Annotated in this window: 13 protein-coding genes; all 13 read left to right on the top strand. The window is 54.1% G+C overall.

What is annotated here, in order from left to right; translation table 11 throughout:
- Positions 1-24 precede the first annotated feature (24 nt).
- The 13 genes from JRJ22_RS27415 to JRJ22_RS27355 all read left to right on the top strand — a co-directional run bounded on the left by JRJ22_RS27415 (position 25) and on the right by JRJ22_RS27355 (position 15,636).
- Positions 25-420 (top strand): Fur family transcriptional regulator, encoded by a 396-nt coding sequence (locus JRJ22_RS27415; RefSeq protein ID WP_206102343.1) that lies wholly within the window; start codon positions 25-27, stop codon positions 418-420.
- Between the two features lie 268 nt (positions 421-688).
- Complete coding sequence (locus JRJ22_RS27410) at positions 689-2,695, top strand: methyl-accepting chemotaxis protein (RefSeq protein ID WP_206102342.1); 2,007 nt, start codon at positions 689-691, stop codon at positions 2,693-2,695.
- Positions 2,696-2,785: 90 nt separating this feature from the next.
- Entirely contained in the window at positions 2,786-3,598 is an 813-nt protein-coding gene (locus JRJ22_RS27405) for a uroporphyrinogen-III synthase (protein WP_206102341.1), read from the top strand.
- Positions 3,599-3,735: 137 nt separating this feature from the next.
- Positions 3,736-4,368, top strand: a complete 633-nt coding sequence (locus JRJ22_RS27400; RefSeq protein ID WP_206102340.1) for a ThuA domain-containing protein — start codon at positions 3,736-3,738, stop codon at positions 4,366-4,368.
- 104 nt (positions 4,369-4,472) lie between these two features.
- On the top strand, positions 4,473-4,820 hold the full coding sequence (locus JRJ22_RS27395; protein WP_206102339.1) for a phasin family protein: 348 nt from the start codon (positions 4,473-4,475) through the stop codon (positions 4,818-4,820).
- Positions 4,821-6,497: an ABC1 kinase family protein gene (locus JRJ22_RS27390; protein WP_206102338.1), complete on the top strand. Its 1,677-nt coding sequence runs from the start codon at positions 4,821-4,823 to the stop codon at positions 6,495-6,497.
- 379 nt (positions 6,498-6,876) lie between these two features.
- Complete coding sequence (locus JRJ22_RS27385; RefSeq protein ID WP_408637858.1) at positions 6,877-8,760, top strand: DEAD/DEAH box helicase; 1,884 nt, start codon at positions 6,877-6,879, stop codon at positions 8,758-8,760.
- A 210-nt stretch (positions 8,761-8,970) separates the two neighbouring features.
- A complete protein-coding gene (locus JRJ22_RS27380) occupies positions 8,971-9,936 on the top strand; it encodes a M15 family metallopeptidase (protein WP_206102337.1) in 966 nt (321 codons plus the stop codon).
- Positions 9,937-10,086: 150 nt separating this feature from the next.
- Entirely contained in the window at positions 10,087-10,425 is a 339-nt protein-coding gene (locus tag JRJ22_RS27375; protein ID WP_206102336.1) for a DUF3243 domain-containing protein, read from the top strand.
- A gap of 83 nt (positions 10,426-10,508) precedes the next feature.
- Positions 10,509-10,985, top strand: a complete 477-nt coding sequence (locus JRJ22_RS27370; RefSeq protein ID WP_206102335.1) for a glutathione peroxidase — start codon at positions 10,509-10,511, stop codon at positions 10,983-10,985.
- A gap of 241 nt (positions 10,986-11,226) precedes the next feature.
- On the top strand, positions 11,227-12,861 hold the full coding sequence (locus JRJ22_RS27365) for a formate--tetrahydrofolate ligase (protein WP_206102334.1): 1,635 nt from the start codon (positions 11,227-11,229) through the stop codon (positions 12,859-12,861).
- Positions 12,862-13,200: 339 nt separating this feature from the next.
- Positions 13,201-14,565 (top strand): FAD-dependent oxidoreductase, encoded by a 1,365-nt coding sequence (locus JRJ22_RS27360; protein ID WP_206102333.1) that lies wholly within the window; start codon positions 13,201-13,203, stop codon positions 14,563-14,565.
- Between the two features lie 243 nt (positions 14,566-14,808).
- Positions 14,809-15,636 carry a formate/nitrite transporter family protein gene (locus JRJ22_RS27355; RefSeq protein ID WP_206102332.1) on the top strand — a complete coding sequence of 276 codons (828 nt, stop codon included), beginning with the start codon at positions 14,809-14,811 and terminating at the stop codon, positions 15,634-15,636.
- The last annotated feature ends 240 nt before the right edge of the window (positions 15,637-15,876 follow it).

The raw sequence follows: 15,876 nt of genomic DNA, 5'->3' as shown, positions 1-15,876 counted from the left end.
AAAATAAGTTAAAGGATGATAAAGATGAGAAACCTGAATTTGACCTCACAGCGGCAAGCCGTTTATGATATCGTCCGTAATTCGCATGACCATCCAACTGCCGCAGAAGTGATGAACCGGCTGGTAGAGCAGGGACATAACCTGGCCTACGGCACGGTGTATAACTCGCTGCGTTATCTTACAGATAAACAGATGATCCGTGAGCTGAAGCTGGGTGAGGCTGCCAGCAGATACGATGCCCGCCTGGACGACCACCAGCATATCCTTTGCGACGTCTGTGGTACAGTGGATGAAGTGATGACCCATGTGCCGGAGGAATGGATGAATACAGTGGCTGAGGAAACCGGATATACCATTTCCCATGCCCATGTGGTATTCGGAGGCGTATGCCCGGCCTGTAAGAATAAGATTGTAAATTAAGAGCTGGACAGGACCTGCAATATTCAGGGCGGCTGCGGGAAAAGGTTAATTATATAACAAAAGACCGTTTTCATTTGGACGGTCTTTTTTGTTTTTCTATAAAAATTCTCAGATATTATAGGATTATAAGAATAAATAATGCTCAAAAAAAGGGATTCCAAGTGCGATATATAATTATATATATCCTATACTAAATCATTCATACTTAAGACCCAGACGAAAGAGAGCGTGAATCCCCATGAACAAAAAATTCCACATAAACATCCGCATGAAGCTTATTCTGACATACCTGCTTGTGCTGCTGGTCCCCAGCATCATCATTGGCTGGCAGACCTATCAGTCCGCAAGCAGCAGGGTAGAAGGACAGCTGATGAATAATGCTGCGGAGAGCGTAGCGGCGGCCAATGAGATCATCAATGCCAACATCCAGTCTAAAATAAATGATATCAATTATTTCGCTGCCCAGCTTACTGCAGATGCAGTCAATGCAGAAGCGGGAGGAGCCCCGGCTGATATTACTGCCCGGTTGAAGGAATACGCTGCGCTGCACCCGGATGTACTTGATATTTATGTTGGTACGAGCCGGGCCGCTGCGTTACATGCTTCTGAGGCCAAGCTGCCGGACGGGTATGATCCGCGCAAGCAGAATTCCTATGTCAATGCCCTTAAGCACGGCCAGGGTATCGTAATCTCGCCTGCTTTTGAGACAGTAAACAAGGTGACGGCGATCGCTATCTCGGCAGTGCTTGAAGGGGGGAACGGCGTGGTGGCGCTCGACCTTGATCTGTCGGCACTGGCTGATCTGACCAATATTAAAGTGGGCGAGCAGGGTTATATTTTCATTGTCGACAGCAGCAAAAAGTACCTTGTACATCCTACAGAGACGCTGGGGCAGGAATCCAAAGAGGAATTTGTAAAGAAGATGTTCGAATCCGAATCCGGCTCCTTTAATTATGTTTACAAGGATTTACCAAAAAAAATGACCTATAAGCTGAATGATCTAACCGGCTGGAGAATCGGGGGTACCATCAGTAAAAGTGAGGTATCCAGCGCGACCGCCGACATCCGCAATACCGCTATTCTTGTAATCGGCATCTCGGTCTTGCTGGCACTGGTAATAATCTACCTCAATGTGGAGTCCATTCTGCGGCCGCTTAACAGGCTCCGCAAAGCTACCGCGGTAATTGCGAAAGGGGATCTTTCAGAGGATATTGGCATATTCCGCCGGGATGAGCTCGGCATGCTCGCCGACAATTTCCGGTCAATGGTCGCCAGCCTCCGTGAAATGATTATCGGTGTGCAGGAGATGACCGACGATGTGTCTTCTTCCGCTGAGGAACTTGCAGCCGGTGCAGAGCAGACAACCAGAGCCATCGAGCATGTCACTCTGGCGATTCAGGAAGTAGCGGCAGGCACAGAACGCCAGGCGGACAGTGTGGAAAAAGGAATGGAGAGCACAGCAGCCACAGCTGGTGAGGTTCAGAACATTTCCGGCTTCATGGAGCAGGTCTCGGCAATGATGGACAAGACGTCGCAGTCTGCTTCCGAGGGCAACGATTCGGTAATCAGTGTGGTGGACAAAATCAACGGCATTCAAGAGACCGTGGAGGAGCTGGGCGGGGTAATCGACAAACTGAATGAGCGGACCGAGCAAATTCACGGCATTGTCGGTGTAATCACGGGAATCTCGCGTCAGACCAATCTGCTGGCACTGAATGCCTCCATCGAAGCCGCCCGTGCGGGTGAGCAGGGGCGCGGTTTTGCAGTCGTCGCTTCTGAAGTACGCAAGCTGGCGGAAGAATCGGAGAAATCGGCCCGGCAGATTTCTGAGCAGATCTTCTCCATTAACGAAGAGATGAAGCAGGCAACAGTGACGATGGAAAGCGCGAAGAGCAAGGTGTCGGACGGCATCCTGGCTGTAGATACCACCGGCCGTTCGTTCTCACGGATCCGCAGGGCAGTTAAAGGTGCAGCGGAAAAAATCGAAGCAATGGACGGGGCCGTACGCTCCCTGACGGCCGAAGCTGTAAGCATGGAACGGGCAATCGGCGAGATTGGCGGCATTTCCAGGGAGGCTGCCGGCAATACAGAGACGATCTCTGCCGCTGCTCAGGAACAGCTAGCTGCCGTGGAGGAAATTTCCTCTTCGACGATGAACCTGAGCCATCTGGCGGAAGAGCTGCAGAAGCTGGTAGGCCGCTTCAAGCTTTATCCTGAGCAGGCAGGGGCCGCTGCAGATCAGGCCAAATCTGGGGATACCGGCAGCGCTTCCTGATCAGGAATTACCCGGCAGCACTTTTCTTTTCCCGCCCTTTGCAAGTATACTGATAAACAATAATGCAGGGTTACGAGGGGAGAAGAGTTCATGGCAGAGCAATTAAAGGGGATTACTGTCGCTCTGGCAGGTCCGCGCAAATCAGAGGACATGGCCAGGCTTGTGGAGAATATGGGCGGCACCGCAGTGTATCGTCCGGCCCAGGGCACGGTATTTCTGGATGATGAAGCGCTGCGTCAAGGGCTGACCGCCTGGACCTCACAGCCGCCGGATTGGGTCATTCTGACAACAGGAATGGGGCTGGATGCGATATTCGGCATGGCTGAGAATATGGGTATCGCCAGCCGTTTTCTGGAGATTCTCGCCGGTTCGCCTATTGCCGCGCGGGGCTACAAAACGGTCAATGCCCTGAAGAAACGCGGACTGGTCCCGGCTGTCCGTGACGACGACGGAAGCACCAGCGGACTGATCCGGGGGCTGCAGGAATTCGATTTGCAGGGCAAAGAGATCGTGCTGCAGCTGCATGGCGAATCCGCCCCCAAGCTGATAGCCTGGCTGGAAGCGTCCGGAGCAAGGGTCCGTGAGGTGCAGCCTTACCGCCATACCCCGCCGGAGCCGGGAGCGCTGGATCTGCTGCTGGCCGACATCCTGGAGAGCAAAGTCGATGCCGTAGCTTTTACCAGTGCGCCGCAATTCCGGTTCCTGTCACAGCACGCACGGGAGCAAGGCAAGCTGGAAGAAATGGTGCAGGCCTTCGAACATGGAGTACTGGCCGTTTCTGTAGGGAAGATTACTTCCCAAGCTCTGTTAGAGGAAGGCGTGCAAAGGATCGTGATGCCTGAACATGAACGGATGGGTAGCATGTTCGTTGAATTGGGGCGGTATTTAGCCGCAAGGCGCTGAGTCAGGCAAGAAATTCATTCCCGCCCCTGGGCGGGTTTTGCTTTTATGCGCTGACATGGACATCTGGAGCAGTTTTACTTAGAATAGTAGCAACATGTGCGACGTTTTAAACCGAAGAACCTTGAAGGAGGATCCCTATGGACAAGAGAAAATGCCTGCTGCTGGGCGATTATACCCATCCCCGTTTCCACCCGCTGCAGGGCGTGGACAAACAAATCAGCGAAATTCTGAATGACCTGCTGACCGTACAATGCTCAGAGAATAAAAAGCTGCTGCTCGGAGAGCATTTAGCCGGCTATGATCTATGCATTTCCTATAATGAGTTGTGGAACGAGACGGTTTCTCCCCAGCAGACCGCAGGTCTGCTTAGTTATGTGAGCGGAGGGGGAGGACTCATTGTTCTGCATACCGGCATATCACTGGCTAAACGCTATGAGCTGGCCCAGCTGATCGGCGGCAGATTTACCGGCCATCCGCCCTATACTTCCCTGAACTTTAAAGTACGGGAGCATGATATTACCGAGGGCATGGAGGACTTTCAGCTGGATGAGGAGCCGTACCGCTTTGAGTTTGATCCGTTTACAGAAAAGACCATCCTGCTTGAATACGAGGCGGACGGCGAAACGTACCCGGCAGCGTGGTGTCACAGTTATGGGCAGGGACGCGTAGTGTTCCTGATGCCCGGTCATCATGAGCCCTCCTTCCGCCATCCTGCAGTCCGTGAGTTAATTCTGCGGGCGGCAACTTGGGCAGCCCGCATTCCCAGATAACTTCATCTTGTCATTAAACCTGCCCCTTGCAGCCTGAATTTTGTGAAATAGGCCGACAAGGGGTATACTTTATCCATAACTGGAATCTTTGGGAGGAAAGTGCCATGAGTGATCTGTTCAAAAAAGCAATCTCTTTAGGAGTAGGCCTCACCATTGTCAGCAAAGAGAAGGTCGAGAAGGCAGTAGATGAGCTGGTTAAACGCGGGGAGCTCGCTCCCTCAGAATCCAAAGCGCTTGTTGACCGGCTGGTGGAACGCGGCGAAGAAGAACGCGGTGCGTTCAAGACCGCCGTACAGGAGCAGGTTCAGCGTGTGCTCAAGGAGCTGAAGGTTCCTGCACAGAGCGATGTTACTGAACTCGAAACACGGATTGCCGCACTGGAGCGGCGTGTAGCCGAGCTGGAGGGCACCTCTCCCCAGGAGGATACTATGACGGATACGCGTACGGATTAAATGGCAGTTCGAATCAGACATGCCGGGCGGTACCGGACCATTGCCATGGCGCTAATGCGTCATGGCTTCGGCTATATGGTGGAGGAGCTGGGGCTCTACCATCTGCTGTCATTGCCGCGCCGGATTATGACGCAGGAGGTTCATACGAGTCTGACAGTAGGAGAGCGCATACGGCGTGTGCTGGAGGATTTAGGACCGACCTTTGTGAAGTTGGGCCAGCTCGCCAGCACCCGTTCCGATTTGCTGCCCGAGCCCATTATAGCGGAGCTGGTCAAGCTGCAGGATAATGTGCCGCCGTTTTCGGCGGAGACCGCGCGGAGTATTGTCGAGCAGGAGCTGGATCAGCCGCTTCATGAAATTTTTGAAAGGTTTGAGGATACCCCTATCGCTGCGGCTTCGATTGGCCAGGTGCACCGGGCCGTGCTGCACGGCGGCCAGAGCGTAGCGGTTAAGATACAGCGTCCGGGTGTGACGCGCACGATGAACCGGGATCTGGAAATTCTTCAGGATCTAAGCGCCTTGGCCGAAAGACGGCTGGACTGGGCGAAGCAATATGGACTGACCCGGATGGTGGAGGAATTCTCACGCTCACTGCTGGCCGAGCTGGATTACGCCCAGGAGGGCCGTAATGCCGAGCGCATTGCCGGCCAGCAGCCGGAGCAAGCTAAAGCCAAGGTTGTGATTCCCGCGATCTATTGGGATTACAGCTCGGCCAGGGTCCTGACCATGGAATTCGTCAGCGGGATTACCCTGAACCGCCGGGAGGAGCTGCTGGGGCGGGGGATGAAGCTGAAGACCATTGCGCAGCAGCTGGTAGAGATGATGCTGGACCAGATCTTTATTCACGGCTTTTTTCATGCCGATCCCCATCCCGGCAATGTGATGCTGCTGGAGAACGGCAAGCTGGCACTGATTGATTTCGGGATGGTCGGGCGGCTCAGCGAAGAGATGAAGGACAGTCTGTCTGCACTGGTCATTGCGCTGATGCGCAGGAATACCGATTCGATGGTGCGGGCGATTCTGCGTCTGGGGGTTATTCCCGAGAATGCCGACCGTGCAGCGCTGCGGGATGATATGGACCGGATGCGGGAGTCCTATTATGACATCCCGTTCAATCAGGTGAGTATCGGCAAGGCATTGAACGATTTGTTCGGCATTGCCCGTAAGCACAGGCTGGTCATTCCGCCGGATCTGGCGATGCTTGGCAAAACAATGCTGACGCTGGAGGGGATTGTGGCGAATCTGGACCCTTCCTTCAGTATTGTGCAGATGGCTGAGCCCTTTGGCAGGCAGCTGGTGAAGCAGCGCTTCAGCAGCAGACGGGTGCAGCGCAAGCTGCTCGGCGGTGTCGCTGATCTGGCTGAAAGCCTGGTGGAGCTCCCTTCACAGGCCCGGCAGCTGTCAGCGCTGATCAGCAGCGGCAAGCTGAAGGTGGAGGTAGGGGTTCCCGAGCTGAAGGATCTGGAGCATAAGTTCAGCCGGGTCGGCAACCGCCTGTCGTTCAGCATTGTGCTGCTTGCCTTCAGCATCATTATGGCCGGACTGATTATCGGTTCATCGCTGCGCGGCGAGCCTTCGCTGCTATGGGATTTCCCCACCGTGGAGATCGGTTCAGTCATAGCGCTGCTGATGGTGATCTGGCTGCTGCTGTCAATTTTTAAATCGGGCAGATTCTAGCTATGACGGGTCCCGGAATAATTATTATCGCGCAGTTACACACAAATGCCCTGATATCAAGTACAATAAGAAGGATAACTTTCTAAGCTTACTGTTTCCGTGCGTCAAAAGCCGGACAGACTATTGTATAGAGTGTAATGGAACGCAAAAGGAGTGCCGTCATGAATGTCCGGTGGATCGCTGCTGCCCTAGAAACCGAACTTTGACCGCGCACCTGCAGGGCAAGAGGCGGCAAATGGGACGGAAGGACCTGGGTAGACGGGTTCTTCCGCTTTTGTTTGCCCCTTAATGAGGGAATATGAACGTACATTACTCCGAACATGGATGCCTATAAGTTATGTAATCCGAATATATCCAAGAATTTAGTGAGGTGGAGCAATTGTCAGGTTTTAAGGGATTAGGAGTTTCTGAAGTATTGACTGATCTGCTAAAAGGACAAGGCATCGTCAAGCCGACGCCGGTCCAGGAAGAATCCATTCCGCCGCTGGTGCAGGGTCTGGATGTCATTGCCAGAGCAAAGACAGGTACGGGGAAGACACTGGCCTTCCTGCTGCCGATTATGGACAAGATCCGCGTAGAGGCGGCTTATCCGCAGGCGCTGATTCTGGCGCCGACACGCGAGCTGGCACTGCAGATTACCGAAGAGGCGCGCAAGCTGGCGCGTCATACGGGTGTGAAGATTCTGGCTGTATACGGCGGGCAGGATGTGGAGAAGCAGCTGCGCAAGCTGGAGGGCGGCAGACATCTGATTATCGGTACGCCGGGAAGAGTGCTTGACCATCTGCGCCGCGAGACGCTGGATCTGAACGGAGTGAAGATGCTCGTCCTCGATGAAGCAGACCAGATGCTGCATATGGGCTTCCTGGAGGATGTGGAGACGATTATCACGGCTGTGCCTTACCGCCGTCAGACGATGCTGTTCTCTGCGACGATGCCGGATCCGATCAAACGTCTGGCTGCGAATTATATGAAGGAGCCGCTTGATATCATCATTAAGAGCGGCTCGCCGATCCCGCTGGACAATATCCGCCAGCAGGTCGTTGAATGCTCAGACCGCAATAAGGAAGAAGCGCTGCAGGCACTGATTGAGCGGGACCGTCCATACCTCGCGATTATTTTCTGCCGGACCAAGCGCCGGGTGTCGAAGCTGAACGAAGCGCTGCAGGCAGCAGGCTACGACTGTGACGAGCTGCACGGTGATCTGTCCCAGGGCAAGCGTGAAGCGGTCATGAAGCGGTTCCGCGATGCCAAGCTGCAGCTTCTGGTTGCAACGGACGTTGCCGCCCGGGGCCTTGACGTTGAAGGGATTACTCATGTCTTCAACTATGACCTGCCGCTGGATGCGGACAGCTATATCCACCGGATCGGCCGGACCGGCCGGGCGGGCGGCAAAGGCCTGGCGATCACCCTCGCCTCGCCGCGTGAATACAACCTGCTCGACCTGATCGAGCACGGGATTTCCCAGCGGCTGGACCGCCGCCGCTACGAGAAGGATGAATTCGGCGTAGGCGAATTCACCGCTGTGCAGGGCGGCGGCTCCCCGCGGGGCGGCCGCCGGAGCGGCGCGCCGGAACCGGCGCGTGCCGGCCGCGGCGGGCGCGGCCAGGGACGCAGCGGCGGTGCGCCGCGTGCGGAAGCCGGTGCACGCCTTGGCGAACGCGCACGCGGCAAAGAAGCAGGCAGCTGGGACGCGCCTGCCGAGAACCGCGGCCGCAAGGAAGCGGCCGGGGCCAAGCGCAGCGCTTATGGCGCAGCTGCGCCTAGAGGCGGGGAATCCGCCGGCAGAGGCGCGGCGAAGCCAAGACCGGGCGGCGGCTACGGCAGCTTCGACCCCCGCAGTAACAGCGCGGCTGCAGGCTCTGCAGCCGGAACGAAAGCCGCCGGCCAGCGCGGCGGCAGAGGGGCCGCCGGTTCTGGTGGCGGCCCGAGCAGCGGCTACAGCGCCAATGTAACACGCGGCGCGGAAGCCGGCGGCTTCAGCTACGGCGCCTCCAAAGGGGCAGGCTCCGGCAGCGGCTACAACCCGGGCGGGGCTCAGGCCAGCCCTAAGCATAGAGCCAATGTGGCCCGCAGCAATGAGGCAGGTGCCTGGAGCACGTCCGCACCGGCTTCTAAGGGCGGCGGTTCACGCGGCGGCTCCAAGGGCGGCAAAGGCGGCTTCGGCTCGGGCGGACGCAGCGGCGGAAGCGGCAGCCAGTCCCGTGGCGGCGGCCGCGGCAAGAACTCCGGCGGCTCACGCGGTGGGCGCGGCTCATCCAGATAGGGCGCCGGATGTCATCCTTAAAACTTGTTACCATAGGGCGGTCAGCTTGCTGCTGACGTTCTGTGGTAACATTTTTTTTCGTCTGCAGCAGGCGCCGGAGAGATATTTAAGTTATTTAAAAATTTGAAACATTTTGGACGCAAAGCTTGTCTATAATGTACATGTACAGCATGAAGCATTTATAACTTACTTGAGAGGAAGCAGCAGCATATGTCTAGGACTGTCAAAATTGTTATCTTGTTTATCGCCGTGATTGCCGTGGGCTGGGGGATCGGTAAATACACCTCCCCTTCTCCATCGGCTTCCATAGAAGAAGGTGCGTCCGCAGGTGCGGGAAATGATCTTCAGGCTCCGCCAGACTCGTCGCCCGAGCCCTCGCCCCTCCCTTCGGCAGTAGCCTCGGATGCTCCGGAGGCATCGGATGCGGCCACAGGGAGCGAGCCTACCACTGCACCTGCGGACAAGCCGGACAATTCCGGCAATCAGGCTAGCGCAGAGCCTTCGCCGGCCCCAACCGCTAAGCCTGCAACGGCTAAGCCCACTGACGCGGGCAGCAGCAGTACAGGCGACCCTGCAGCGGAGCAGACTGCCGCAGAACCGGACAGTATGACTGTTATGGTCAACAAACAGTATCAGCTGCCGGACGGGTACAAGCCTGCCGATCTGGTGTATCCGGATGTGCCGTTTATTTTCTCGGAAAAGATCGAGAAGCGGATGATGCGCAAGACTGCAGCCGGGGCACTGGAGCGGATGTTCGCAGGCGCGAAGAAGGACGGTGTCAATTTGGCGGGTGTGTCTGCCTACCGTTCCGAGAAGACGCAGACCAGGCTGTTTAACAATTATGTAGCCAGAGACGGCGAAGAGAAGGCCCGCACGTACAGTGCAGTGCCCGGTCACAGTGAGCATCAGACAGGTCTGGCGATTGACGTATCGGGCAGTGACGGTAAATGCGCCGCTGAGAGCTGCTTCGGGGGAACGAAGGAAGCCGACTGGCTGGCCGCCCACGCTGCCGAATACGGTTTTATTATCCGCTATCCTGAAGGCAAGCAGGGAATTACCGGTTATATGTACGAGCCTTGGCACATCCGTTATGTAGGTCAGGATATTGCTGAAGAGATCGCTGCAAAAGGCATCACCCTGGAAGAATACTACGATGCCGTTCCGGTGTCGAAATAATAAAGCAGGCGGTTCCGGTTTACGGGCCGCCTGTTTTTTTTATAAGGTTGGCGGGGGGAGCGGGTGAACGGGAGTCCGCCGGTGGTTCACCCCGGATACGGCTGGTTAAGTAGTGGGAAACCCTATTCTTGAGAGACGGAGGCGATCAAGATGTCCGAACATAATCATGTGGTCAGCAAGGATGGAAATCTCAGCATTAACCGGGTGGATGATGCCTTGGAGCGGATTGAACCGGAACAGAAAGAGCGGATCTTGAATAACTTTGAGGATTTTAAAGCTTATTTGAGTAAGCGCATTCAATTGGCGCAAAAAATCGGCCTGGGCGAAGAACAGCTCGCTGTGGCAGCAGAAAAAATCGCTGATTATCTGGCCGCACATGAAGAGCCGCGCAATAGTGAAGAGAAGCTCCTGCTGGAGCTGTGGAAGGTCGGCAGCAAAGAAGAAAGACACCGGCTGGCGCATATGCTGGTGAAGCTGGCGCAGCAGTGAAGCATGGCCTGATTTTGTATTCATGTGCCTGCTTACGGTATGATAGGGTGGACACATGAGGCCATGGAAAGGATGAAGAGCGAATGTCGATCTACAGTTTTGCCGGAGTGACCCCTTCGGGTAAGGAAGTGCCGCTTAAGGATTATGAAGGCAAGGTGTTGCTGATAGCCAACACTGCCAGCAAATGCGGACTTACTCCGCAGTATGGCGATCTTCAGAAGCTTTACGAACAGTATGGCGATCAAGGACTTGTGGTTCTGGGCTTTCCCTGTAATCAATTCGCCGGCCAGGAGCCGGGTACGAGCGAGGAAGCCGAAGAATTCTGCCAGATCAACTATGGTGTTAAATTCCCTATCTTCGCCAAAATTGATGTAAACGGACCGGAAGCCAGCCCGCTATTTCAATATTTGAAGGGGCAGCAGCCGGGTGAGGGTGAGAGCAGTGACATCCAGTGGAATTTCACCAAGTTTCTTGTAGACCGCAGCGGAAATGTGACAGCACGGGTGGAACCGAAGGAATCGCCTGAAACCATGAAGGGGCTTATTGAGTCTTTGCTGTAGCCTGCTGCTTATCCTGTTCATTCCCGAAGAAACGGATACTGTCCATATAAGGACGGCTATGCCGTTTCTTTTTGTTTGGAGATATGAAAGCTGCACTAAGGATGCACAGTGAAAATAGTCCTTGACGCTTTTCAGGGACACTGTATTCTTTGAAAGAGGAACATTACCGCTCACGATGACATTTGGGTATAAACAGGGAAGCTGAACAGGATAATAACGGCAGGAGGGTTTTTAAAAAGTTATGAGGTTAATTACAGAGGTGGCATCGGCAGCAGGGATCAATGAGGAGCATTTGGAGCTTTACGGTAAATATAAAAGCAAGCTCGCCCCCTCCTTATGGGAGGAACTGAAGCATAAGCCGGATGGCAAGCTGGTACTGGTTACCGCAGTTAATCCTACCCCCGCAGGGGAAGGCAAGACGTTAACAACCATCGGACTGGCCCAGGCGATGAATGCGGCAGGAGTTAAGACGGTAGCCGCACTTCGCGAGCCTTCGCTCGGTCCTTGCCTGGGGATGAAGGGTGGAGCTACCGGCGGCGGCAAGGCGCAGATTGTTCCGGCGGATGAGATCAACCTTCACTTTACAGGAGATATCCATGCGGTTACATCTGCGCATAATCTGCTGTCGGCAATGATTGATAACCATATTTTCCAGGGCAACCTTCTAGGTCTTGATCCACAGCGTATCGTCTGGAAGCGTGTCCTGGACATGAATGACCGGAGCCTGCGCAGCATTGTGACCGGGCTCGGAGACGGCAATGGAACGGTACGCGAGAGCGGATTCCAGATTACAACGGCTTCTGAGATCATGGCCGTGCTCTGTTTGTGCAGCGACCTTGCCGATCTGAAGCAGCGGCTGAGCCGGATGCTGGTCGGCTATGACATGCAGGGCCAGCCGGTGACGGCCAAGGATATCGGTGCGGTAGAGGCCATGACTGCGCTGCTGAAAGAAGCGGTGAAGCCTAATCTGGTGCAGACGCTGGAAGGAACACCGGTGATTGTCCACGGCGGTCCTTTCGCCAACATCGCCCACGGCTGCAGCAGTGTCATTGGTACCCGCTATGCGCTCAAGCTTGGCGAGGTGGTCGTGACGGAAGCCGGCTTTGGAGCCGATCTCGGTGCAGAGAAATTCATGGATATCAAATGCCGCCAGGCGGGCCTTGCCCCTTCGGCAGCCGTGCTGGTTGTTACGGTGAAATCACTGAAGTATAACGGCGGTGTGCGCAAGGAAGAGCTGTATGCCGGCAACCGGGCCGCGCTGCTCTCGGGACTTGCGAACATGGAGCGCCATATTGAGAATCTCGGTAAATTCGGTGTGCCGGTACTGGTGGCGCTAAATCATTTTGAAGGCGATTCGCCGGATGAGGTAGGCGATGTGCTGGAGGCTTGCCGCCGCTTGGGCGTACCTGCTGCTGTTTCTAAGGTATGGGCCGAGGGCAGTGCGGGCGGGGAGGAGCTGGCAACCGAACTGAAAAAGCTGCTCGGCCGCGATCAGGCTCTGAAGTTCGCTCCACTGTATGAGGATTATCTGGACATTCCGTCCAAAATCAACAAAATCGTCACTGAAATTTATCACGGTTCCGGGGTAGCCTTCTCACCGGCGGCGAAACGCAGCCTGGCCGTCATCGAGAAGCTTGGCCTGCAGCAGCTTCAGGTATGCATGGCCAAAACCCCGTATTCCTTCTCTGACCAACCGAGACTGCTGGGCGCCCCTGAGGGCTTCACAATGGGCATCCGGGATATTACATTGTCGCTTGGCGCCGGCTTTGCTGTTGTGATAACAGGCAATATCGTCACCATGCCGGGACTTCCGGCCAAGCCGGCGGCTGAAGGGCTTCGGGTGGACGAAGACGGTGTACTTCACGGTCTGGAATAGAATAGCCTTATTATAGAGTGCATATCCTATAAACTCCCAGTGCCAAGCGGAATCCGCCTGGCACTGTTTTTATTCACAGCTGAATTCTCCTCCGCTTCCTCCTGCTCCCTGCTGCCGAAGGACATAAACTGCATCCGTTCGGAGAAACTAAGGCAATCGGAGCAGGGCACAGGCTGCAGCTAACGCGGCATCAGACGAACCCATTTGTGAACAATGTGAGAAAAATCACAATTATACTTGTAATGTGAGAAAAATCACAATATAATCAGTATATAAAGTGAAATTAATCACAAATAAAAACAAATAAATATGCTTGTCAATTTGGAGGAGGAAGAAATCATGAAAGTAGCAGTCATTGGATGTACCCATGCCGGAACCGCCGCAATTGTTAATACCGCACAGCTTTACCCGGATGCCGAGATTACGGTTTACGAACGCAATGATAATATTTCCTTCTTGTCGTGCGGTATTGCTCTATATGTGGGTGGAGTCATTAAAGATCCGCAGGGCTTGTTCTATTCGTCACCGGAAAAGCTTGCTGAACTCGGTGTTACCACTAAGATGCGCCATGAAGTCATCAAGGTAGACACAGCCGGCAAAACGCTGCGCGCCCGCAATCTGGCGACCGGTGAGGAATTCAATGATTCCTATGACAAGCTGATCATGACGACTGGTTCATGGCCGATCGTTCCGAAGCTGGAAGGCATGGAGCTGGACGGCATTCTGCTCTCGAAGAACTATAACCATTCCAATACCATTATTGAAAGAGCACAACAGGTCAACAGAATTACGGTTGTTGGTGCCGGATATATCGGCGTTGAGCTGGTAGAGGCCTTCCAGATGAACGGTAAGCAGGTTACGCTGATTGATGGCGAGGACCGCATCCTCAGCAAATATCTGGATGAAGAATTCACCACTCCGATCCAGCAGTCGCTTGAGGATCACGGTATTAAGCTGGCGCTCGGTGAAAAGGTAAGCTCATTTGCCGGTGAGAACGGTAAAGTGACCAAAGTGATTACGAGCAAAGGCGAGCATGAGACAGATCTGGTTATCCTCTGCATCGGCTTCCGTCCGAATACAGAGCTGCTGAAGGGGCAGGTAGATATGCTGCCTAATGGCGCCATCATGGTCAATGACTATATGCAGACCAGCCTGCCGGATGTCTTCGCTGCCGGTGACAGCTGTGCGATCCATTACAACCCGACCGGACAGCATGCCTATATCCCGCTGGCAACAAATGCCGTCCGTATGGGAACACTGGTCGCCCGCAATCTGGTGGAGAACACCATTCCTTACATGGGAACACAGGGAACTTCGGGAATCAAAATATATGAAGATAACATCGCCGGCACTGGTCTGACTGAGGATGCAGCGAAGGCTGAAGGTATGGATGTAGAAAGCGTAATGATTACCGACAACTACCGTCCAGAATTTATGCCAACTTTTGAACAGGTGCAGTTGAAAGTGGTCTATGCCCGCGGTACCCGCCGGATTCTCGGTGCACAGATTATGTCCAAGATGGATCTGACCCAATCGATCAATACCGTGTCGGTCTGCATTCAGAACCGTATGACCGTAGACCAGCTGGCCTTCATTGATTTCTTCTTCCAGCCGCATTACAACAAGCCTTGGAACTTCCTGAATACAGCCGGCCTTCAGGCCTTGCCGAAAACTATCGAGCGTAAAGAACCCGTAACTGTATAATAAAAAGCTTAAAACCGGAGCCGCAGCTCCGGTTTTTTTGTGCTGTCTGCACGGACTCTGAAAAATTGCCCCCGTGTGTTTTTTATCCTATGCACCTTCTCCTTCCTAAGGTAAATTTGACATGTCAGTGAAAACTTTCACGAAGTCTTTCTTGAGGTGACATTTATCACGTAAATGTGATTGGGATCACGCTACAATGGCATAAAGGAACAAATTTTAAGTAAATAGAAGGGGATAGGAATCATGGCTTATAACAAACCGCAGCAGATCGCCGAGGTCACGGTAGAGAACGGGATCAAGAAAGCCCACAACCCGCTTGCCGCTGTACTCATTCTCGGTTTTCTGGGAGGAGCGTTTATTGCGCTCGGATTTTTACTGGATATTCGCGTCATTGCCGGCGCTCCGAAGGAATGGGGCTCCATCGCTAACTTTATCGGGGCTTCCGTCTTCCCGGTAGGGCTTATTCTGGTGCTGCTTGCCGGAGGGGAACTTCTGACAGGTAATATGATGGCGGTACCGCTGGCATTCATGGCGAAGAAGATTTCGTTCTGGGAAGTGATCAAGAACCTGGTGCTGATTACGCTCAGCAACCTGGCAGGTGCATTGTTCGTTGCTTATTTCTTCGGTCACGTGGTCGGTCTTACGGCAGATGGAGTGTACCTGGATAAACTGGTCGATATGGCCGAACATAAGATTGATGTAACCTTCCTGCAGGCTTTTGTCTCGGGGATTGGCTGTAACTGGCTGGTAGCACTGGCAGTTTGGCTCTCCTACGGAGCGGATAATTTCAGCGGCAAAATTCTCGGGATCTGGTTCCCGACGATGGCCTTCGTAGCTATCGGCTTCCAGCACGTTGTAGCTAACATGTTCCTGATCCCTGCTGCTATATTCGAAGGACATTTCACCTGGGCCCAGTATTTCGGCAACTTTGCTCCGGTCTGGCTCGGCAATCTCACCGGGGGAGCTATTTTTGTAGGGGCAGCTTATTATATGGCTTATCTGCGCAAAACGCCTGCAGCTGTTCAAGCGGTAGAAGGCGTAGCTGCTTCCGGTGTGAAGAAACACGCTTAAGTTACAGGCTCAGGCAGCCTGAATTGAACTTATAAGATACGCTTACTGTCATAGACATTCCTTGTGCTTGTTTTTCTCCAGTCCGCTTATGCGGATGTGTGGGGAGGAACGCCCAGGGAATGTCTTTTTAATATGGGGATTCTCTAATATGGACAACACAAAATTCGCCGTGCATATCCGACTCGGGGGAACGAAATCGGGCTCACGGCGAATAAATAGGGAGTGTTTCATATGTTCTAT

The sequence above is a fragment of the Paenibacillus tianjinensis genome (assembly GCF_017086365.1).
GTDB classification, from domain to species: domain Bacteria; phylum Bacillota; class Bacilli; order Paenibacillales; family Paenibacillaceae; genus Paenibacillus_AQ; species Paenibacillus_AQ tianjinensis.
Note: the sequence above shows the minus strand (reverse complement) of the source record. Positions and strands in the feature narration are given on the sequence as shown.